The following is a 20,499-nucleotide window of genomic DNA, read 5'->3' on the forward strand; positions in this document are numbered from 1 at the left end:
AAAACGGATCAAGACCGAGTACTACGCTCAGGACATCCCGTTCGAGCAACAGGTCGCGCAATTCCAATTACCCAAGAAAGTCACCACCAGTTGGGAAATGGACAACGACGCTACAAAGTACCGCGCCGAAGTCGCCCTGAGCGCCTACGACGTGCATGGCAACCAGACCGAGCAGGTCGAGCCCAACGGCATCAAGACCACCTACACCTACTACCCCAGGGAGGGCGAGGGCGAGGACGGGGACGATTGCCCGCCAGACCGTTTTGTGCGCAACCTCAAAGACACCGTGGTGACGCCTTCGCCCAGCGGCGCGGCGGGTGCCCCGACACTGCGCACGCGCTTGCGCTACGGCGGACACAAGCCGTTGGCCAGCAGCGGCCTGCAAGACTGGCTGGCGATCAAGAGCGAGACCCTGGCGCACATCGACGGCAGCAACGAAACGCTCCTGCAAGAGACCCGGCGCAGCTATTACGACCTGCCCGGCGATGAGTTCCTGCACGGCCGCCCGCACACCCAGCAAACCACTCTCAATGGCAAGACCAGCACGACTTCCTACGAGTACGAAAGGCTGACAAGCGCGCTGGCTGGGGAAACCGTGCTGCAAACCACTGAAACCTTCAGAGGCTTTGATGATGTACCCGGCAGAATGGAAGTCCGAAAAACCAACATCAGTGAAGACTCATTGCTACACGGTCAGCCATTGCTGAGCCGAGATGACAATGAAGTGCGAATTCGCTACACCTACGACTCACTGATTCGGGTAGTCAGTGAAACCGTCGCCCCGGGTGAACCGGAATTCGAAGCCACGCGCCACTACGAGTACTTCCTGACATCCCTGGATGGACAGCAGGCCAGTCAGGTGGTTACCGATGTCAAAGGCGTCAAGACTCGCAGCCTTGTCGACGGGCTCAACCGTCCAGTGTACGAAGAACGCCAGGATGCGGATAATCCGCTGCGCGCCGAGGAGTATCGGCAGACATGGGCGGCACGTTATGACTTGTTCGAGAACATGATCGAGGAAACTCAATACGACTGGAGGGGTGCAGAACAGATCGCCCTGACCAGCAAGCTTGAATATGACGCGTGGGGCATGCAGTGCAGTGTCACGGGGCCGGACGGCGTGACGGACCATGAACACACCAACCCGTTGGGTAGCACTCAGTGGAGAGGGCCGATCCAGAGCAGTTGGCGCGAGGGAGCAGACAAGGTAAGCGGCAAGACGCTGACGTACCTGAATCTGTTCGAAAAGCCGGATCGTGTCGAGCGGTTCGAGACTGACGAAACGCTGGTCGGCAAACACCAATATGGCTATGACGGACTGGGACGCACCGTCGAGGAGACCGATGCCCGCGATACCACCACGCAATACGAGTACGATGCGTTTGACCGCTTGATCACCAATTTATTGCCCGGCGGCGCTGTTGTACGCCGCCACTACGCCGAACACAGTTCCGAAGATTTGCCGACGCAAATCAGCGTTGACGGTGTTGTACTTGGCGAGCAAGCGTTCGATGGCCTGGATCGCATGAGCGAGTCGGTCACAGGGGGGCGTCGGCAACTCTTTACCTATAAACCGGGGCAAACCCGTCCGGCGACGATCATCACCGCCAGTGACCAGGTAATTACGTATGACTATCAACCGCAACTGGGCGAGGAGCCCAGCGTACGCCGCCTGCCTGATAAAGAGCCGGCTGAATACAAGCGCGACGGTAAAAATGCCCAGCTGGTCAGTTGCAAGGAAGAAGGGCTGGAGTTGAAGCGCCAATACTTCACCACCGGTGAGGTAAAAAGCGAGTCAAGGGTTCAGAACGACAATGTCGACACCATGCACTATGACTACAGTCGCCAGGGCCTGCTGCTGAACTACACCGACGTACTTGAGCAGACCCAGTCCTATACCTATGACGTGGCAGGGCGCCTGGAAGAGACCCGACTGGGCACCACCTCTTCAACCTTTACGTATGACAGCCTGGGGCAACCGAGCACGATCTCTACTCAGGACAGCGCCAGTGGGCAACACGTGGCCATCAGCCTGGAGCACGATGGATTGGGGCGCGAGACAAAACGGACCTTTGATCTCAACGGCATCGAGCAACAACTGACGCAGGTCTATAACGTTGTCGACCTGTTGGTGCGCAGAACTCTGTGCGAAGGCTCGACACCGCTGCGGGATGAAACCTATGAATATGATCCGCGCGGCCGTCTGGTGCTTTATCAGTGCGGGGGCAGCCAGCGGCCAGTGGATCCATACGGAAAAACCATTATCAGCCAGCTGTTCAGGTTCGACGCCATGGATAACCTGACTCGTGTAACCACAACGTATCAGGGCCCCGATGACACCAGTAGTACCAACATCGCCGTTTATAGCTACACAGGCGTCGACCCGACCCAACTGTCAAAAGTGACCAATACGGCCTCGGATGACGGGTATCCCGCTGTCATCGAACTTGAATATGACGAGATGGGCAATTTGATTCGTGATGAACAAGGTCGAGTGCTGGAATACGATGCGCTGAGCCGCTTGATCAGTGTCAGTGCCTTGCCGGGCGAAACGTCGAGCGGCTATCGCTACGATCCGTTGGACACCTTGTCCGGGGTCGACAATGGCAACGGGGAGCAGCAGCGTTTTTATCAGGGCGGCGAACTGACCAGTCTTAAACAGGGTGGCAATAGCACGAGCTTCATGCGCGGCGATGGCGTTGTGCTCGCCGAGCACCAGGCAGGTGCGGGCCCAAAGTCGTTGATGCTGGTTGGTGATCAGAAAAACACGTTACTGAGTGAGGTCGCCAGCGGCAGCGCCAATCACGTTGCGTTTACGCCTTATGGTCACCCCAGTGCGCAACAGCCGGTGAGCGCGGGTTTGGGTTACAGCGGTGAATTCAGCGAGCCGCAAACGGGTTGGCAGCTACTCGGTAATGGGTACCGCGCCTACAACCCGCGGCTAATGAAGTTTCATAGCCCGGACAGTCTCAGTCCGTTTGGGGAGGGTGGGGTCAATGCGTATGCGTATTGTGAGGGGGAGCCGGTTTTGAGTGCGGATCCGGATGGGCATTCAGTATTTGGCAGTTTTCTTCGGATGTTTAGACCTACTACTACGCAGGCTTTGAACAAAGGTGTGCCAACAGCTTTGTTGAAAAACTCTAAAGATCGTGCAGCATCGGTTCGCCCGCTCAGCAGCAAAGATGTGGAACGGTTGGGTAAGGTGGTCAAGCTTCGTGAACAGCAGAGAGATAAAGTTGCAAGTAAGATCCACAAGTGGTTGGGAGAGTCAGATGATGTAAAACTCTATAACGAAAAATATGGTCCGAATAGCTTTCAAACTCTTAGTAATAAAGTGCTTGCGCACGCGGACATTGAGGTGAAAGATACTAAGGCGTTGTATAATTATACTCGAGACCATGTCGGAAAACTTGGCATTACCAAAGAGTCGTCAATTAATTTAAAAAATACAGCGTTCGGGTACGACAAACAAGTTGCCGCGATCCGGAATCAAGGCAATCAAGGGTATCGTCAGCTGCAACAAGACTGGCTGTATCGAGATAATCAGCGAGCGCCTGCCGGAGTTAAACCAAGCTCTAAAAAGCGAGTTCATCAAGCGCCTAGCTATAAGGGATAAGCGCCAGCGCGTATTTATCTGTCCGACCAAACTGGATGGCGTCGAAAATGCTAACAGCCATCCAGTTTTTACCAGCTATTACATATTAACCATGGCGAGTTTTCAGGCTGGTTGATAACAAGCCATCACCCCAACCCACTCACCCGCGCAAACTCAACCAACCCACCGTCATGCTCAAGTCCCAACTTGTCCATGGCGGTTCTTTTTTGGCGGCTGATGGTTTTTTCGCTGCGGTTCAACTGCGCGGCAATCTGCCGGCCGGAGAGTCCCTGGACAAACAACCGCACCACCTCCAGTTCGCGCTCGGAAAGGCTGGCCAGTGGCTGGCGTGTGCCACTGGCGGGCAAGGCGTGGGATTCCAGTAGGGCGGCAAAGGCTGGACACACGTACAGACGCCCTTTAACCACCGTTTGCACCGCCCGCTTCAGTTCGCTCAAGGGGCTGCGCTTGTCGAACAAACCACCAACGCCAGTGTTGAGCAGCGCTTGCAACAATGAAGGGTTACGCAGCGTGGTCATCACGATCATCGGGATATGGCCGAAGTGGCGTTTGAGGTAACCCATCAAGGCCAGTCCATCGGGCAAGCCTGCGTAGGGCATCGAGTAGTCGCTGATCAGCAGGTCGCAGGGGGTGTGCTGCAAAAGCCCGATCAGTTCTTTGGCGTTATGGGCTTTGGCCACGATCGAGAGCGTTGGTGGCGTTGGTGTGGACAGGGCGAGTTCGGCTCCCGCCAGCACCACCGGATGATCGTCCGCGAGGATGATGCGTAGCGGGCTGCCGGGGCGGTGCCCGTACGATACGGGCGTATCGTCACAGGCACTGTCGCTGGGGGTTGAAGGCGTTGAGCAATGAGGCGTTTGATGCGGGTTCATGAAATGTCTCAACAGAGGGCGACGGCACGCGGCCCCCTGTGGAGACACCGGTTCAAGGCATATGAATCAAGCCCTGTTCCAGCGCCATGGCCATGGCGATCCAGCGTGACCTTACACCGAATTTTCGGCGAATATTGCAAAAGTGATAATTCACACCGGCCTCGGTACAACTGACGATCTGGCCGATCTCCCAGGACGACTTGCCGGCGGCGCTCCACTGCAGGATTTCCTTTTCCCGGGTGGTGAGTTTGATCGCTTGCGCTGGCTTGCTCTCCCGGGGCACGAAGTTGACAGCAGTTGGCGATGATCGAACTGACACGGAATTGGTGCGATACATAATTGAATCTCCCATTCATCATCATTGACGGCGTGGGCGCGGCGGAATCCTCCTACTGCATGAAGGTGTGGTTCGCGCGGCCGTCCTACAGACACCGATAAGGACTGTAGGCACGACACCCTTATAGCGCGATAAAACCCTCATGGAACCTGTCAGAAATTACAGGTGGCCGACTTTAGTTAAGAATTGGCGAAAAGACTGTCGGCTAATGCATCCTGATTTGTAGGAGACGTCGCCGTCCTGACGAAGCCTACGTACCTTGTGGTAACTTTTTGATTGGGCCGGCCTTTTTGTCGTGGACACCAGCGGGTGTGCCGAAAAAAACACGGGCAAAAAAAGCGGATGGGCAAAGTCCGATCCCGCGTGCGGTGTAATGCCCGTCCGTCGAATTGAACGCCTGGCAGGTTGCTGCCGGTGATCTGCAACGGCTTCGGGTTGCCAGTAGCAGAAAGCGTGCTGTTGATATCAACCGACGTTACCCAACCAGAACACACCTTGTTCAACCTGATCCCCGGATTTCCACTCAACATCGCCGTGTGCAGTCGTTTTGCAGCAGACGTTGTGTCGGATTGGGTGTATGTCCAGGTCTTGCCGAAACCCTAGTGCGAGGCCTGGCTTCCCAGATCACGCCAAGGCGCTCAACCAGGCCGAACCCAGCAGCAACAAGCCCATGCCGCGATTGAACCGTTGCATCGCGCGGGGTGAGCGCAACCAACGGCTGGAGCCCGCGCCGAGCAATGCCCAAACCCCGAGACAGGGCAGCGAGACCAGGAAAAACGCCAGGGACAGGTACAGCACATGCACAAACCGGTCTTCGCCCACCCCGGCGAACACACTGACCACCGCCAGCGCCATCATCCAGGTTTTCGGGTTGATCCATTGCAGGCTGGCCGCGCCCAGTAAACCAAGGCGCTGCTCGGCCTGCGCAGTGGCAGTGGCAATGGCAATGGCAGGGGCGCGATAGATTTGCCAGGCCAGATAACTCAGCCATGCCACGCCAGCCCACTGCATGAGCGTTTGCAGCAGGGGCCATTGAGTCAGTGAAGAACCGGCACCCGTACCCACCAAAAGCACAAGCATCGCAGCACTGGCACAAGCGCCAAGGATGATCGGAACCGCAGCGGCCAGACCGAATCGGGCGCTGTTGCTCAGCACCAGAATGTTGGTCGGGCCCGGTGTAATCGAGGCGACAAAGGCAAACAGCAAGAAGGGCAACAAGGTCGGGAAAGAGGAAAGCATCGCAGGCAGACTCCGGTGAAGATCAGTACGTTGATCTTCACCATCGCCGGTATTACCTGTCTGGAAGATTTGAGCAGCGCTTGCGGTACAACGCCGGCGTCAGGCCGTAGGCGCGCATGAACCAGCGGCCCAGATGGCTCTGATCGGAAAAGCCCAGCGCCATCGCCACCGCAGCCGGTTGTTCGCCACGGGCCAGCATCCGCCGCGCCGTGGCCAGGCGCAATTGCACCAGATAGGCGTGGGGCGCCATGCCATAGGCCGCCTTGAACGCGCGGGTCAGGCGGAAGCGGTCGACGCCGGTGACGGCGGCCAGTTGATCGAGGCCGATGTCGTATTGCGCGTTGGCATGCAGGTATTCCCGGGCCTTCTGCGCCACCTGTGGCAAACGCGGGTCCTGGCCATCGCGGGCGCGCCATTGCAAGTGGCTGGTCAGGCGTTCGAGCAAACCGTCGAGGGCGGTCTGGCGGACGATCTTCAGTTCACCGCGATGCAGGGTCTCAAACGCCAGGCTGGTGGCCTGGGCCAGGCGCGCATCGCTGGCCAGGGTGGCGGCGAAGCTCAGCTGGCTGTTGTCGGGGGCATGATCAAACACGGCGCTGAGTTCGCGCTGCAACCACTGCGGGTCGAGGTACAGCATGCGGTAGGTGAAGCCGTCGGCGGTTGGCGCGTCGCCATCATGGATGTCACCGGGCTCCAGCAGAAACACCTTGCCCGGCGTGCTCTGGTGCCTGGCCCGTCGGCAATTGAATTGCTGCACCCCTTGCTCGGTGACGCCCACCAGATAGCTGTCATGCCAGTGCGGGTCATAGGCATGGCCTTCGAAATGCGCGCGCAGGGTCTCGATGCCGGTGTCGGCATCCTGGGCCAGGTCGATCCAGTTGTGAGCGCTCATGGGGCACCTGCGAAACGGTTTGCCGGGCTATTTAACGCCTTGACCGAGGGCCATGCCTAGAACGTTTGTGCAGTCATCAACCGAACAGGCCGGCGGCGATGTTGATCGAGAACCCGAGAATGGCGGTATTGAACAGAAAACCGATCAACGACTGCGCCAGCACGATCTTGCGCATGCCCCGCGTGGCCACGCCGACATCCGAGGTTTGCACCGCCACGCCGATGGTGAACGAGAAGTACAGGAAGTCCCAGTAGTTGGGGGTCGTCAGACCTTCGGCAAAACGCAGCGCCGGCTCCTTGCCGTCCCAGATGTAATACAGCCGGGCGTAATGCAGGCTGAAGATGACCCCGATCAGCAGCCATGAGCCGATGACGGTCAGGGCGGTGAAGCCGTAATGCAAAAGCTTGCGCGTGGTTTCCAGGTCTTTGCTGCCGGCCAGTTCGAAGGTGATGGTCGCCAGGCTGGCCAGCGCCGCAATGCATACGAGCGCCAGCACCAGCCCGGCGTTTTCGTCTTCGATTTCGGCGATGCGTTTCACGTCAGGCGCTTTCGAACGCACGGTGAGCCAAAGCATCAGCGACAGATAGATCCAGACGCCGGCATTCCAGCCGATGAGGATCTTGCTGATCGGCGAATCGGCCGGAGCCAGAAAGCCCGCCGCGATGCCCAGCAGGATGGCGGCGGACAGGCGAGGGTGGGTGCGTGCGAGGAAAATCATGGAGGCTCGAGGGGTTGGGGCTGTGCAATCACCTTAGCCCAGTTGACCCCGATCTTGAAGTCACCGAGATCCCCTTGTGGGAGCGGGCTTGCTCGCGAAGGCGCACGGTCAATCAACACGGATGTTGAATGTGACGGCCTCTTCGCGAGCAAGCCCGCTCCCACATTGGGACAGTGGTGTTGATCAGGTGTTTTTATGGCGCTTGCGCACCAGCTTCATTACCACCACAAAAAACACCGGCACGAACACCACGGCCAGAGTCGCCGTGATCATCCCGCCAATCACCCCGGTGCCGATGGCCTGCTGGCTCGCCGAGCTGGCGCCGGTCGCGATCGCCAGCGGCACCACGCCTAGGATGAACGCCAGGGAGGTCATGACAATCGGCCGCAACCGCAGGCGTGCCGCTTGCAGGGTGGCGTCGATCAGGTCATGGCCTTCGTCGTACAGGCTCTTGGCGAATTCGATGATCAGGATCGCGTTCTTCGCCGACAGGCCGATGATGGTGATCAACCCGACCTTGAAGAACACGTCGTTGGGCATCCCGCGCAAGGTCACCGCCAGCACCGCACCGAGCACGCCCAGCGGCACCACCAGCAGCACCGAGGTCGGGATCGACCAGCTCTCGTACAACGCCGCCAGGCACAGGAACACGATCAACAGCGACAGCCCCAGCAGGATCGGCGCCTGGCTGCCGGACAACCGTTCCTGCAACGACAACCCGGTCCATTCCTGGCCCAGGCCCGCCGGGCCCTGTGCCACCAGCCGCTCGATCTCGGCCATGGCCTCGCCGGTGCTGTGGCCCGGGGTCGGTTCACCGGAAATACTGATCGCCGGATAGCCGTTGTAGCGGGTCAACTGCGCCGGGCCCTGGGTCCACTTGGCCTGGACGAAGGCCGACAGGGGCACCATTTTTTCGTGGGTGTTGCGCACGTGGATCTTCAGCAGGTCTTCCACCTGGCTGCGCTGGTCGCCCTCGGCCTGCACCACCACGCGCTGCATCCGCCCCTGATTGGGGAAGTCGTTGATGTAGGCCGAGCCCACGGCCGTGGACAGCACGTTGCCGACGTCGGCGAAGGACACCCCCAGCGCGTTGGCCTGCTTGCGGTCGACCACCAGTTGCACCTGCGGTGCCTCGGCCAGGGCGCTTTCGCGCACGTTCATCAGGATCGGGCTTTTTTGCGCCGCCGCGAGTAACTCGGTGCGGGCTTCCATCAACTTCTCATGGCCGAGACCACCACGATCCTGCAGGCGGAACTCGAATCCGCTGGACGTACCCAGGCCATCCACGGGCGGCGGCAGTACGGCAAAGGTCACCGCGTCCTTGATCTGGCTGAGGGCAACGTTGGCCCGGTCGGCAATCGACGCCGCCGAGTCTTCACTGCCGCGCTCGGACCAGTCCTTGAGCGTGCTGAACGCCAGCGCCGCATTCTGCCCGCTGCCGGAGAAGCTGAAGCCGAGAATCACCACGCTGTCGCGAATGCCTGGCTCGCCAGCGTTGTGCGCTTCAACCTGCTCGGCCACCTGCACCGTGCGGTTCTTGCTCGCACCCGGCGGCAACTGGATGTCGGTGATGGTGTAACCCTGGTCTTCCACCGGCAGGAACGAGGAGGGCAGGCGACTGAAGGCCAGGCCCAGACCGATCAACAGCACGCCGTAGATCAGCAAGTAGCGCCCGGTACGTTTCAACGCGTAGGCCACCCAGCCCTGGTAACGATCGGTCAGTTGCTCGAAGCGACGGTTGAACCAGCCGAAGAACCCGGTCTTTTCATGGTGCTCGCCTTTGGCAATCGGCTTGAGCAACGTCGCGCACAGGGCCGGGGTCAAGGTCAGGGCGAGGAAGGCCGAGAACAGGATCGAGGTGGCCATCGACAGTGAGAACTGCTGGTAGATCACCCCGACCGAGCCCTGCATGAACGCCATCGGAATGAATACCGCGACCAGCACCAGGGTGATGCCGATGATGGCCCCGGTGATCTGTTGCATGGCCTTGCGCGTGGCTTCCTTGGGCGAAAGGCCTTCGGTGGCCATGATCCGCTCGACGTTCTCCACCACCACGATGGCGTCGTCCACCAGAATGCCGATGGCCAGCACCATGCCGAACATGGTCAGCACGTTGATCGAAAACCCGAGCGCCAGCATCGTCGCAAAGGTGCCCATCAACGCCACTGGCACCACCAGGGTCGGAATCAGCGTGTAGCGGATGTTCTGCAGGAACAGGAACATCACCGCGAACACCAGCAACATCGCCTCAAGGAGGGTGTAGACCACCTTGGTGATCGAGACCTTGACGAAAGGCGAGGTGTCGTACGGGATCGAATACTCGACGTTCGCCGGGAAGTAGCGCTTGAGTTCATCCATCTTCGCCCGCACCAGGGTCGCGGTGTTCAGTGCGTTGGCGCCGGGCGACAGCTGCACGGCAACGGCAGTGGACGGCTTGCCGTTCAGGCGCGTGGAAAACTGGTATTCCTGGCTGCCGATCTCGACCCGCGCCACATCGCTGATGCGCACGGTCGAGCCGTCCGGGTTGGCCTTGAGGACGATGTCGGCAAACTCTTCGGGGGTCGACAACTGCCCCTTGACCAGAATGGTCGCGGTGATTTCCTGGGTGGTGCGGGTCGGCAGGTCCCCGATGCTGCCCGCCGACACCTGGGCGTTTTGCGCGACGATGGCGGTGTTGACGTCTGCCGGCGTCAGGTTGAAGGCGAGCAGTTTCCGCGGGTCGATCCAGATCCGCATCGCTCGCTCGGCGCCGTACAGCTGAGCCTTGCCGACGCCATCCAGACGCTTGACCTCGTTCATCACGTTGCGCGCCAGGTAATCGCTGAGCGCCACGTCGTCGAGCTTGCCGTCGCTGGACGTCAGGGTGATCAACAGCAGGAAGCCGGAGGAGACTTTCTCCACCTGCAAACCCTGCTGGATCACCGCTTGCGGCAGCCGTGACTCCACGGCTTTGAGGCGATTCTGCACATCCACCTGGGCCAGTTCCGGGTTGGTGCCCGGCTGGAAGGTGGCCTTGATGGTGGCGCTGCCCAGGCTGCTCTGGGATTCGAAATACAACAGGTGATCGGCGCCGTTGAGCTCTTCCTCGATCAGGCTGACCACGCTCTCGTCCACGGTTTGCGCCGAAGCGCCCGGGTACACGGCGTAGATTTCGATTTGTGGCGGCGCAACATCCGGGTATTGCGCCACCGGCAGTTGCGGAATGGCCAGCGCACCGGCCAGCAGGATGAACAGGGCAACCACCCAGGCGAACACCGGGCGGTCGATAAAGAACTGCGGCATAAAGAAGCGTCCTGCTTACTGACCAGTCGCCTGGGCAAGGGGAAGAGGGGTGTCGTCGATCTGCACTTTCTCGCCGGGGCGGGCGTGCTGCAGGCCCTCGATGACGATGCGGTCGCCTGCCTTCAGGCCGCCGGTGACGATCCAGCGATCGTTCTGCACGGTGCCCAGTTCGACCGGTTGCTGCCCGACCCGCTGTTCGGCGTCGAGCAGCAGCACCTGGGCGATGCCGGCGCTGTCGCGCTGGATGGCCCGTTGCGGCACGCTGATGCCTTGCTGGTTGACCGCTTGTTCCAGGCGTACGCGCACGAAACTGCCGGGCAGCAAGTCGAGGTCGGGGTTGGGGAACTCGCTGCGCAGGATGATCTGGCCGGTGCCCGGGTCGACGGTGATGTCGCTGAACAGCAGTTTGCCTGGCAGCGGATAGAGGCTGCCGTCATCCTGAATCAACGTGACCTTGGCCTGGTCCTGGCCGACCTGCTGCAACTGGCCGGAACGGAAGGCGCGGCGCAGTTCGTTGAGTTCGCGGGTGGACTGGGTCAGGTCGGCATGAATCGGGTTCAGTTGCTGGATCAGCGCCAGCGGCGTGGTTTCGTTCTGCCCGACCAGCGCGCCTTCGGTGACCAATGCACGGCCGATACGCCCGGAGATAGGCGCGGTGACGGTGGCGTAGCCGAGGTTCAGTTTCGCCCGCTCCACAGCGGCTTTACTGGCGGCGACTTCGGCGGCGGTCTGCCGTGCGTTGGCGCGTGCGTTGTCATACTCCTGACCGCTGATGGCCTTGTCATCGATCAACTGGGCGTAGCGTTGTTCCTGCAACCGGGCCTGGAACGCATTGGCCTCGGCCTTGCGCAGTACGGCTTCGGCGCTGTCCAGGTCGGCCTTGAACGGCGCCGGGTCGATGCGGAACAACACATCGCCCTGTTTCACGTCGCTGCCTTCATGGAAGGTGCGCTGCAAGACCACGCCAGCCACGCGGGCACGCACTTCGGCCATGCGCGGCGCGGCAATCCGTCCGCTCAGTTCACTGCTGATGGTCAGTGGCCGCGCCTCGATGGTTTCGACGCGAACCGTGGCCAGCGGCGCCTGTTCCTCGGCATTCGAGGACTTGTCACACGCGGCCAGTGTCAACGCCAGTGCAATCAGGCTGAGCCTGGCAAGCAGATTTTTCGACATGTAATACCCCAATAAAGACACCCAGCATCCTACTGGGCGAAGGCGAGGGTAGCGGTGAAGCTTTGTTGGTGCTGTGTGAAATTGTGTAAGGGTTTTACTCAGGGACGAGTGAGGGCGTATATCCTTCAGTCCTTGATTTCTATTGCGCCTGATAGATTGCTATCGCGAGCAAGCTCGCTCCCACAGGGATTTGATGTGAACACAAATGTTGTGAACACCACCGGCCACTGTGGGAGCGAGCTTGCTCGCGATGGCGGCGTATCTGGCGCCACAGCACTTTCTGGAAACACCCCATGCCCAACATCCTCCTGGTCGAAGACGACACCGCCCTCGCCGAACTGATTGCCAGCTACCTGGAACGCAACGGTTATTCCGTCAGCGTGATCGGTCGCGGTGACCATGTGCGCGAACGTGCGCGGCTCAATCCGCCGGACCTGGTGATCCTCGACCTGATGCTGCCCGGCCTCGACGGCTTGCAAGTCTGTCGCCTGCTGCGCGCCGATTCGGCGACCTTGCCGATCCTGATGCTCACCGCCCGCGACGATAGTCACGACCAGGTCCTGGGCCTGGAAATGGGGGCCGACGACTACGTCACCAAACCTTGCGAGCCGCGGGTGCTGCTGGCCCGGGTGCGGACCTTGCTGCGCCGCAGCAGCCTCAGCGAACCGCAGACCGCCAACGACCGCATTCTGATGGGCAACCTGTGCATCGACTTGTCCGAGCGCACCGTGACCTGGCGCGAGCAGTTGGTGGAACTGTCCAGCGGCGAGTACAACCTGCTGGTGGTGCTGGCCCGGCACGCCGGCGAAGTGTTGAGCCGCGACCAGATCCTGCAACGCCTGCGCGGTATCGAATTCAACGGCACCGACCGTTCGGTGGACGTGGCGATTTCCAAGCTGCGACGCAAGTTCGACGACCACGCCGGCGAGGCGCGCAAGATCAAGACCGTGTGGGGCAAGGGCTACCTGTTCAGCCGTTCCGAGTGGGAATGCTGAGTCGATGTTCAGAATCCTCTTTCGTTTGTACCTGGTGACTATCGTCTCGTTCAGCGCGGCGATCTATCTGGTGCCGGACCTGGTGGTCAAGGTGTTCCAGGAGCGCTTTGTCACCTACAACCTCGATTATTCCCGTGGGCTGCAAACGCTGATCGTCAAACAGTTCCACGGGGTCCCGGCCGAACAGTGGCCGGCCCTGGCCGCTGAAATGGACAAGGACTTCTCTCCTCTGCACATCGTGCTCAGCGGCAATGACGACGGCAGCCTGACCCCTGATGAACAGCAGCGCTTGCGCCGCGGCGAGAACATCGTGCGCGTGGGCGACTGGGGCTGGCGCACGCTGGCGGTCGCGCCGCTCAATGAGCGCACCGTGGTGCAAATGGTCGTGCCACCGGACCCGCTGGACGTCAACCTGTTGTACTGGAGCATCAACGTCCTGATCGGCGCGACCATGCTCGCGTGCCTGTTACTGTGGCTGCGCCCGCACTGGCGTGACCTGGAACGCCTCAAAGGCGCCGCCGAACGCTTTGGCAAGGGCCACTTGGGCGAGCGCACGCAAATCTCCCCGAGTTCCAACATCGGCAGCCTGGCCAGTGTGTTCGACACCATGGCCGGCGACATCGAGAACTTGCTCAACCAACAGCGGGACTTGCTCAATGCGGTGTCTCACGAATTGCGCACGCCGCTGACGCGCCTGGATTTCGGCCTGGCGCTGGCGCTGTCCGACGACTTGCCGGCGGCCAGTCGCGAGCGCCTGCAAAGCCTGGTGGCGCATATTCGAGAACTCGATGAATTGGTGCTGGAGCTGCTGTCCTACAGCCGCCTGCAAAACCCGGCGCGGCTACCGGAGCAGGTCGAAGTCTCGCTGGATGAATTCATCGACAGCATTCTCGGCAGCGTCGACGAAGAACAGCAATCCCCGGAAATCGTCATCGACGTGCTGCTCCACGGCCAGTTCGAACGCTTCAGCCTGGACCCGCGCCTGACTGCCCGTGCCTTGCAAAACCTGCTGCGCAATGCCATGCGCTATTGCGAGAAGCGTATTCAGATCGGTGTGCAGGCCTATGCCGGCGGTTGTGAAATCTGGGTCGACGATGACGGCATCGGCATTCCGGATGACGAGCGCGAGCGGATCTTCGAACCCTTCTACCGTCTCGACCGCAGCCGCGACCGCGCCACGGGGGGGTTCGGCCTTGGACTGGCGATCAGCCGCCGCGCACTGGAAGCCCAGGGCGGGACGCTGACGGTGGAAGCCTCGCCCCTGGGCGGAGCGCGGTTTCGCTTGTGGTTGCCGGCGTCGGCCTGACGCGCTTGGCAGGCGCTGGCGCAGCGCCTGCGTTGAACCGGGGTTTCTCAGGTACTCAGGCGCTCGCGCAACGTCTTCGCCATCTCCTCCAGGTCCGCCATCGGCTGATGCCCGATCAGCATCCAGGCGTGTTCCATATCGGCCCAATACACGATGTTCAGTTCGCGTCGCTGTTCCCGGGCGAAATGGCGGCTGCCGCTGTTGGAGCGGGTGACGCACAGGGCCATGGGGCCGTGCGCCGGATCGAGGTAGGTGATCTGGGCGATGGGCGCACCGTCGTACTCGAGGATCTGTGCGCGCTTGAACTCGGCACGGGGCAGGCTCAGTTTTGCCGGCGCGAGGTTGAGGCCCAGGCGCGCATCGATGGTGCGCAGTTGTGCCCGTTGCGCGGCTTCATCGCCGGGCAAGTGATCCAGGGTTTCCGGTACGTAGAGCGCCATGTAATCGGCCACCAGGCCGCGCCAGTTATGTGTCTGCCGGCTCGCTTGCCAGCCGAGGAACAAACGGTCCGCCAATACACCGCCGGCCAACAGCCCGGCCGCGGCGGCCAGGAACCAGCGTCGACTGAGCCCGGGGCGGGCGGGTGAGGGCAGCGTGGCGAGCATGGCTTGCAGGCGATCCACCGGCGCCTGTCGGGCCAGTTCATCATAGGCGTCCTTGAACGGCAGGCTGCTGCGATCCAGCCATTGCAGGCGCAGGCCGAGCATCGGGTCGGCATTGATGGCCGCGTCGATGCGCGCGCGCTGCTCGGTATCGAGTTGGTTATCGAGGTAAGCCACCAGTTGTTCGTCCGAGGGTATCGTGTTCATCAATGTTCTCCTCGGTTAGGGGTGGGCACCGTGTGCAACGGTGGGTATTCGGCCAGTTTCGCCCGAGCGGTGGCCAGGCGGCTCATGACCGTGCCAATGGGCACTTGCAGCACCTCGGCGACTTCGCGGTAGGACAAGCCTTCGACATAGGCGAGAAACACCGTTTCGCGCTGGGCCTCGGGCAACGCATCGACGCGGCGGATGACCTGTGCCGCCAACACATGGGTCTGGGCCACGGATTCACCATCGAACGACAAAGCCTGATCGGCGTCTACCTGGCCCTGACCCTGGCGCACCCGCCGGGCACGGACTTCGTTGAGCCAGATCGAATGCAGAATGCTCAGCAGCCACCGGTCCATGCGCGTTCCCGGCACGTATTGACCGGCCCGTTCCAGCGCCCGCACGCAGGTGGCTTGCACCAGGTCATCGGCCACATGCCGTTGCCGGGACAACAGCAGGCCGTAACGCCATAAACGCGCCAGATGCCGGTTCAGTTCCGTTCGTATTGCCTGATCGCTGGCGATGGCGACCTCCGTCCGCTCGGGTTGTCAGGTTTTCGATGAGCCGTTGATGGCTTCGGCCAGGTCCTGATACTCCTCGCATTGAGTGCTGCCACAGATGGATTCGATCTGTCGCAGTTGCTCCTGGGCAAGATCCAGCCGGCCTTTGATCACATAGGCCTCACCGAGATACTCGCGGACTTGCGCGTACTGCGGGTCGAGTTTTACCGATTGCAGGTAATAGCCGATGCCTTCGTCGGTACGTCCCAGTTTACGCGTGGCGTAGCCGCGATAGTTCAACGCTTTTGCGGTATTTGGCTGTTTCAGTGTGTCGAGCAGGGCCAGGGCTTCTTCATAACGCCCGTCCTTGGCCAGTCGATAGGCATAGTTGGTGCGGTCTTCGTCCGGTACCAGGCTGCTGGTCTGCCGCACGCAACGCTTGGATTTGCTATCGAACACCTGGCCTTTGGGGCAGTTGGGCCTGATGGGTGCGTCGTCGTCGCCGCCACCGCCGTTGGCCAGGGCGAGGGAGCCGGACAACCCAATGGCCAGCAACAGAGGGGGCATCAGAACAGCAAAGCGAATATTCATGGGCATTGCTCCACAGGTTTACGGGGTTCGGATCAGATCGCGCCTGGCCAGGCGCAGTGCAAGGTTGATGTGATGAGAACACCGCAGCATGAACAATTATTCGTTGTGGGAGCCTTTCCTCTTCAACGCACGGGGTTGGTCTTGTTCAGCCAGGCGAGCAGGGCCTGGTGGAATTGTGCCGGTTCTTCCATCTGTGGCGCGTGGCCCATGCCAGGGAACTCGACCAGCGTGGACCGGGGAATCATCTTGGCCACTTGTTTGCCGAGGACGTCGTAGTGCCCGATCTTCGCCTTGACTTCGGGCGGGGCGATGTCACTGCCGATGGCGGTGGTGTCGGACGTACCGATCAACAGCAGGGTCGGCATCTTCAGATTGTGGAATTCGTAGTACACCGGTTGGGTGAAGATCATGTCGTAGATCAGCGCCGAGTTCCACGCGACTTGGGTATGCCCCGGGCCTTTGTTCAGGCCGGCGAGCATGTCGACCCAGCGATCGAATTCCGGCTTCCAGCGGCCGCCGTAATAGGTGGTGCGTTCGTAGTTGCGGATACCCTCGGCGCTGAGCTTGAGTTCGCGCTCGTACCATTGATCCACCGTGCGATAGGGCACGCCGAGGGCTTTCCAGTCTTCCAGGCCGATGGGGTTGACCAGCGCCAGTTGCTCGACCTGTTCGGGGTATTGCAAGGCATAGCGAGTGGCGAGCATGCCGCCGGTGGAATGCCCCAGCAGGGTGGCTTGCTGGATGCCCAGGGCCTTGAGCAATTGCTGGGTGTTCGTCGCCAGTTGCTGGAAGCTGTACTGATAGTGCGCCGGTTTGCTGGAGGTGCAGAAGCCGATCTGGTCCGGGGCGATGACCCGGTAGCCAGCGTCGCTGAGGGCTTTGATCGAACTGCCCCAGGTGGCGCCGCAGAAATTCTTGCCGTGCATCAGCACCACGCTGCGACCATTGGCCTTGCCGTGGGCGGAGACATCCATGTAACCCATTTGCAGGGATTGGCCCTGGGATTCAAAGGCGAAGTGCTTGAGCGTGTAGGGATAGTCGAAACCTTGCAGCTCGGGACCGTATCCCGGTCCTTCGGCGTGGGCGATGACGGGCAGGGCGGCGGTCAGTAAAAGGCTGGGCAACCAGCAGGAGAAGGGGCGTGACATGAAAGGGCTCCATGGTAAATCCGCCGATGCTGGATCGATTCGATTAGGGCGGCATTAAACACAGGCAACCGCCGCCCTTGATGGTTCAACCCATCCAGCCCAAAGTCGCCATGGCCAGCACGCCGTAGCGGGCACCCTTGGCCAGGGTGACGATCAACAGGAAACGCCCCAGCGGCTCGCGCATGACCCCGGCGACCAGCGTCAGCGGATCTCCGATCACCGGCAGCCAACTGAGCAGCAATGACCAATGGCCGTAGCGTTGGTAATGAAGCCGGGCTTTCTCCAGGTGCCGGGGGCTCACCGGAAACCAGCGTCGGTCACGGAACCGCTCGATCCCGCGCCCCAGCCACCAGTTAAGCAGCGAGCCCAGAACGTTGCCGAACGTTGCCACCGCCAGCAGTGCCCAGGGCCAGTACCGATCGCTGAGCAGCAGGCCGACCAGCACCGCTTCGGATTGCAACGGCAGCAGCGTGGCGGCACCGAATGCCGCGAAAAACAGCCCGAGGTACGCGCCCGACATCAATGGGCGGGGTAGTCCGCAACCACCACGTCAGTGCCGTCTTTTTTCAGGCCAATGACCTGATAGGCATCGCTCATGCCATCCATTTCCATGCCGGGCGAGCCCATGGGCATGCCGGGGGCCGCGACGCCCAGCAGATCGTCGCGCTTGCTCAAGGCCAGGACCTGGTCGGCCGGGACATGACCTTCAACGAATTTGCCGTTGATCAACGCGGTGTGGCACGACGCCAGGCGCGGCGGCACGCCGTGCTGTTGCTTGAACTCGCTCATATTGGTTTCGACGTGGTCTTCGACCTTGAAGCCATTGGCCTCCAGGTGGGTGATCCATTTTTTGCAGCAACCACAATTGGCGTCGCGGTGAACCTCGATTGGAATGAGGTCGGCGGCCTGGGCCAGTGAAGACATCAACAGGGCGCTCAGGGCGATCAGGCGCAGAGGGTTTCGCATGGGATTCGTCTCGGGTAACGGGCAAAAAAACGCATTCTGACCATTTTATCCGGTCAGGCATTCAAGGAGTGTTTCCAATTACTACAAAGATCTGCCGTTCGATGATGGTAGGTCAATGCTGTCAGGCAGATGAGGGGCACATTACAAAATTGTCAGATTGAGATTCGAGGGTAAGTATCGGTGCTGATGAAATCCAACTAGCCGATATGTAAGAAAAGTCTGAAAGAACATTCGTCAGGGCGATAAGTTCAAATAAACAAGAAGTTTTACAGTATGTATCTTAATTGTATGAGAATTGTTAAGGCTCTGAATTAAAGTTTGGTTGCCTCAGTGCTTCGGCCGATACTTCTGGCCACCTAACTTGGTCAAACAAGGAGTTTTCAATGACGATCGGATATACCGGCAACTGGACCGCGAAAGCGGGTCTATTGGTTCGAGATGCCGCCAGCAGATCAAAGCCTGTTCCCCAGAGCGTCAAGGTCAGGCAGATGCTTGACCTGGTGGGCAACAATCCGGTTGAGCTGGATACAGTCAAGATGGACAAGATGAAATTGCGCAAACAGATGAAGGGTTTTGACCCCACTGATATTTCTGTCAAGTCCATGGGTGCTCTCAGTGTCATGCTGAAAGAGCGTGGCCTGATCAGCGATGTAACAGCGGTCACACTGAGCAATGCCGGTGACAAGTTCGACCGGTTTGGCATCAAGGACCCTGACGCCAAGTTCAATGCGCTGGAATATTTCGCCACGCAACTGGAGAACATTCAGAACAATAATTTGAAGGGTAACAAGTACGCCAACTACCTGGTTCCCGAGTTCAAAAAAGCGATCTATGTGCTGCAAAACCTGGAAACCTACGGCAAGAACAACGGCCCCATGGTGAGGCCAGGCAGAGTTCTCTCGGACGAGGCCTGACGCCATGTTGCACGGCCCGCCCGGTTCATCGAACGGGCCGGCAACCCTTAGCGGTCGAGCAGTTTCATGACTTCTTCCGGATAACGCAGGCCTGCGGTGGCATTGGCCGCAAAGATCGCTTCCAGCGCGTGCAGTTCTTCGCCACTCAGCGTCACCTCCAGTGCGGCCACGTTTTCTTCCAGGTATTTACGTTGCTTGGTACCCGGAATCGGAATCAGGTAGTCACCCTGGGCCAGCACCCACGCCAGCGCCAGTTGGCCCGCCGTCACGCCTTTTTCTGCCGCCAGCGCTTGTACCTGTTGCACCAGCAGCAGGTTTTTCGCGAAGTTTTCGCCCTGGAAGCGCGGGCTGAAACGACGATAATCGTCGGCCGCGAAATCATCCGGGCTTTTTAATGCGCCGGTCAGAAACCCTCGGCCCAACGGGCTATAAGGCACAAAGGCGACGCCCAGGCGCTGGCAGGTTGCCAGGCAAGCGTTTTCTTCCTGATCACGGCTCCACAACGAATACTCACTTTGCAACGCACTGATCGGGTGAACCTTGTGCGCTCGTTCCAGGGTCGCCGCCGAGGCCTCGCTCAATCCCAGGTAACGCACCTTGCCGGCACTGACCAGTTCGGCCATGGCACCGACGGTTTCTTCGATGGCCACCTGCGGGTCGATTCGGTGTTGGTAATACAGATCGAGGGTGTCCACGCCCAGGCGCTTCAAGCTGCCATCGATGGACTGGCGAATGTATTCCGGCCGGCCGTTGACGCCCCGGGCAGTGGGGTTGGCCGGGTCGCGGACGATCCCGAACTTGCTGGCCAGGAACACCTGGTCACGCTTGCCGGCGATGGCCTTGCCGATCAGTTCTTCATTGGTGTGCGGACCGTACATGTCGGCGGTATCGAGCAGGTTGACCCCCAGTTCCAGCGCGCGATGCAAGGTGGCCGTTGCTTCGCGGGTGTCCGTGCCGGTGGTGTAGAAGTCGGTCATGCCCATGCAGCCCAGGCCGATGGCCGATACCTGCGGACCGTTTTTTCCCAATTGACGTGTGTGCATGAAATCAGCTCCCTGTGAAGTGAATCGCCATTGTTCGCCTCGACAGAAACAAGATAAACCGGCTAAAACGGCTATCACTATTCGTAAAATCTAAATAA

18 protein-coding genes are annotated in these 20,499 nt (G+C 60.2%); 4 read left to right on the top strand and 14 right to left on the bottom strand.

What is annotated here, in order from left to right; genetic code table 11:
* A partial coding sequence (locus ACM6IT_RS16565; RefSeq protein WP_414918363.1) for an RHS repeat domain-containing protein occupies nt 1-3,616 on the top strand: 3,616 nt, incomplete at its 5' end.
* 125 nt (nt 3,617-3,741) lie between these two features.
* Here ACM6IT_RS16565 and ACM6IT_RS16570 read toward each other — a convergent pair.
* The 7 genes from ACM6IT_RS16570 to ACM6IT_RS16600 form a co-directional block, all read right to left on the bottom strand.
* The gene (locus ACM6IT_RS16570) at nt 3,742-4,488 is read right to left on the bottom strand and encodes a response regulator (RefSeq protein WP_414918364.1); all 747 of its coding nucleotides are present in this window, start codon (nt 4,486-4,488) and stop codon (nt 3,742-3,744) included.
* A gap of 52 nt (nt 4,489-4,540) precedes the next feature.
* Nucleotides 4,541-4,825 carry a helix-turn-helix transcriptional regulator gene (locus ACM6IT_RS16575; RefSeq protein ID WP_414918365.1) on the bottom strand — a complete coding sequence of 95 codons (285 nt, stop codon included), beginning with the start codon at nt 4,823-4,825 and terminating at the stop codon, nt 4,541-4,543.
* Between the two features lie 624 nt (nt 4,826-5,449).
* A complete protein-coding gene (locus tag ACM6IT_RS16580) occupies nt 5,450-6,064 on the bottom strand; it encodes a LysE family translocator (RefSeq protein ID WP_414918366.1) in 615 nt (204 codons plus the stop codon).
* A gap of 52 nt (nt 6,065-6,116) precedes the next feature.
* Complete coding sequence (locus ACM6IT_RS16585) at nt 6,117-6,956, bottom strand: AraC family ligand binding domain-containing protein (protein ID WP_414914389.1); 840 nt, start codon at nt 6,954-6,956, stop codon at nt 6,117-6,119.
* 76 nt (nt 6,957-7,032) lie between these two features.
* Nucleotides 7,033-7,674, bottom strand: coding sequence for a DUF1345 domain-containing protein (locus tag ACM6IT_RS16590; RefSeq protein WP_223540921.1), 642 nt, complete (start codon nt 7,672-7,674; stop codon nt 7,033-7,035).
* A gap of 183 nt (nt 7,675-7,857) precedes the next feature.
* A complete protein-coding gene (locus ACM6IT_RS16595; protein WP_414918367.1) occupies nt 7,858-10,956 on the bottom strand; it encodes a multidrug efflux RND transporter permease subunit in 3,099 nt (1,032 codons plus the stop codon).
* A gap of 15 nt (nt 10,957-10,971) precedes the next feature.
* Complete coding sequence (locus ACM6IT_RS16600; protein ID WP_414918368.1) at nt 10,972-12,129, bottom strand: efflux RND transporter periplasmic adaptor subunit; 1,158 nt, start codon at nt 12,127-12,129, stop codon at nt 10,972-10,974.
* Between the two features lie 293 nt (nt 12,130-12,422).
* Here ACM6IT_RS16600 and ACM6IT_RS16605 point away from each other — a divergent pair, with 293 nt between their 5' ends.
* Nucleotides 12,423-13,124 carry a response regulator transcription factor gene (locus ACM6IT_RS16605; protein ID WP_007985461.1) on the top strand — a complete coding sequence of 234 codons (702 nt, stop codon included), beginning with the start codon at nt 12,423-12,425 and terminating at the stop codon, nt 13,122-13,124.
* Nucleotides 13,125-13,128: 4 nt separating this feature from the next.
* Nucleotides 13,129-14,430: an ATP-binding protein gene (locus tag ACM6IT_RS16610; protein WP_414914391.1), complete on the top strand. Its 1,302-nt coding sequence runs from the start codon at nt 13,129-13,131 to the stop codon at nt 14,428-14,430.
* A 47-nt stretch (nt 14,431-14,477) separates the two neighbouring features.
* On the opposite strand, the gene ACM6IT_RS16615 is transcribed toward ACM6IT_RS16610, so the two are convergent.
* The 6 genes from ACM6IT_RS16615 to ACM6IT_RS16640 form a co-directional block, all read right to left on the bottom strand.
* Nucleotides 14,478-15,239, bottom strand: a complete 762-nt coding sequence (locus ACM6IT_RS16615) for an anti-sigma factor family protein (protein ID WP_223540923.1) — start codon at nt 15,237-15,239, stop codon at nt 14,478-14,480.
* Nucleotides 15,239-15,721: an RNA polymerase sigma factor gene (locus ACM6IT_RS16620; RefSeq protein ID WP_409079063.1), complete on the bottom strand. Its 483-nt coding sequence runs from the start codon at nt 15,719-15,721 to the stop codon at nt 15,239-15,241. Before ACM6IT_RS16620 ends, ACM6IT_RS16615 begins: the two co-directional genes overlap by 1 nt.
* A gap of 66 nt (nt 15,722-15,787) precedes the next feature.
* Nucleotides 15,788-16,330 carry a tetratricopeptide repeat protein gene (locus ACM6IT_RS16625; protein WP_414918369.1) on the bottom strand — a complete coding sequence of 181 codons (543 nt, stop codon included), beginning with the start codon at nt 16,328-16,330 and terminating at the stop codon, nt 15,788-15,790.
* A gap of 122 nt (nt 16,331-16,452) precedes the next feature.
* The gene (locus tag ACM6IT_RS16630) at nt 16,453-17,478 is read right to left on the bottom strand and encodes an alpha/beta fold hydrolase (RefSeq protein WP_414914394.1); all 1,026 of its coding nucleotides are present in this window, start codon (nt 17,476-17,478) and stop codon (nt 16,453-16,455) included.
* Between the two features lie 85 nt (nt 17,479-17,563).
* Nucleotides 17,564-17,998, bottom strand: a complete 435-nt coding sequence (locus tag ACM6IT_RS16635; RefSeq protein WP_056724556.1) for a YqaA family protein — start codon at nt 17,996-17,998, stop codon at nt 17,564-17,566.
* Nucleotides 17,998-18,444 carry a DUF411 domain-containing protein gene (locus tag ACM6IT_RS16640; RefSeq protein WP_056724558.1) on the bottom strand — a complete coding sequence of 149 codons (447 nt, stop codon included), beginning with the start codon at nt 18,442-18,444 and terminating at the stop codon, nt 17,998-18,000. The genes ACM6IT_RS16635 and ACM6IT_RS16640 overlap by 1 nt, the downstream gene beginning before the upstream one ends.
* Before the next feature lie 383 nt (nt 18,445-18,827).
* On the opposite strand from ACM6IT_RS16640, the gene ACM6IT_RS16645 reads away from it, so the two are divergent.
* On the top strand, nt 18,828-19,358 hold the full coding sequence (locus tag ACM6IT_RS16645; protein ID WP_223540927.1) for a hypothetical protein: 531 nt from the start codon (nt 18,828-18,830) through the stop codon (nt 19,356-19,358).
* A gap of 47 nt (nt 19,359-19,405) precedes the next feature.
* Here ACM6IT_RS16645 and ACM6IT_RS16650 read toward each other — a convergent pair whose 3' ends face one another.
* The gene (locus tag ACM6IT_RS16650; RefSeq protein WP_223540928.1) at nt 19,406-20,401 is read right to left on the bottom strand and encodes an aldo/keto reductase; all 996 of its coding nucleotides are present in this window, start codon (nt 20,399-20,401) and stop codon (nt 19,406-19,408) included.
* Nucleotides 20,402-20,499: the final 98 nt, after the last annotated feature.

This window comes from Pseudomonas sp. IT-P4 (genome assembly GCF_949767755.1).
GTDB lineage: Bacteria > Pseudomonadota > Gammaproteobacteria > Pseudomonadales > Pseudomonadaceae > Aquipseudomonas > Aquipseudomonas monachiensis.

Bases quoted from the DNA above. Each gene is read 5' to 3' on its own strand.
- ACM6IT_RS16570 (WP_414918364.1), bottom strand. From the start codon at position 4,488: ATGAACCCGCATCAAACGCCTCATTGCTCAACGCCTTCAACCCCCAGC.
- ACM6IT_RS16575 (WP_414918365.1), bottom strand. From the start codon at position 4,825: ATGTATCGCACCAATTCCGTGTCAGTTCGATCATCGCCAACTGCTGTC.
- ACM6IT_RS16580 (WP_414918366.1), bottom strand. From the start codon at position 6,064: ATGCTTTCCTCTTTCCCGACCTTGTTGCCCTTCTTGCTGTTTGCCTTT.
- ACM6IT_RS16585 (WP_414914389.1), bottom strand. From the start codon at position 6,956: ATGAGCGCTCACAACTGGATCGACCTGGCCCAGGATGCCGACACCGGC.
- ACM6IT_RS16590 (WP_223540921.1), bottom strand. From the start codon at position 7,674: ATGATTTTCCTCGCACGCACCCACCCTCGCCTGTCCGCCGCCATCCTG.
- ACM6IT_RS16595 (WP_414918367.1), bottom strand. From the start codon at position 10,956: ATGCCGCAGTTCTTTATCGACCGCCCGGTGTTCGCCTGGGTGGTTGCC.
- ACM6IT_RS16600 (WP_414918368.1), bottom strand. From the start codon at position 12,129: ATGTCGAAAAATCTGCTTGCCAGGCTCAGCCTGATTGCACTGGCGTTG.
- ACM6IT_RS16605 (WP_007985461.1), top strand. From the start codon at position 12,423: ATGCCCAACATCCTCCTGGTCGAAGACGACACCGCCCTCGCCGAACTG.
- ACM6IT_RS16610 (WP_414914391.1), top strand. From the start codon at position 13,129: ATGTTCAGAATCCTCTTTCGTTTGTACCTGGTGACTATCGTCTCGTTC.
- ACM6IT_RS16615 (WP_223540923.1), bottom strand. From the start codon at position 15,239: ATGAACACGATACCCTCGGACGAACAACTGGTGGCTTACCTCGATAAC.
- ACM6IT_RS16625 (WP_414918369.1), bottom strand. From the start codon at position 16,330: ATGAATATTCGCTTTGCTGTTCTGATGCCCCCTCTGTTGCTGGCCATT.
- ACM6IT_RS16630 (WP_414914394.1), bottom strand. From the start codon at position 17,478: ATGTCACGCCCCTTCTCCTGCTGGTTGCCCAGCCTTTTACTGACCGCC.
- ACM6IT_RS16635 (WP_056724556.1), bottom strand. From the start codon at position 17,998: ATGTCGGGCGCGTACCTCGGGCTGTTTTTCGCGGCATTCGGTGCCGCC.
- ACM6IT_RS16640 (WP_056724558.1), bottom strand. From the start codon at position 18,444: ATGCGAAACCCTCTGCGCCTGATCGCCCTGAGCGCCCTGTTGATGTCT.
- ACM6IT_RS16645 (WP_223540927.1), top strand. From the start codon at position 18,828: ATGACGATCGGATATACCGGCAACTGGACCGCGAAAGCGGGTCTATTG.
- ACM6IT_RS16650 (WP_223540928.1), bottom strand. From the start codon at position 20,401: ATGCACACACGTCAATTGGGAAAAAACGGTCCGCAGGTATCGGCCATC.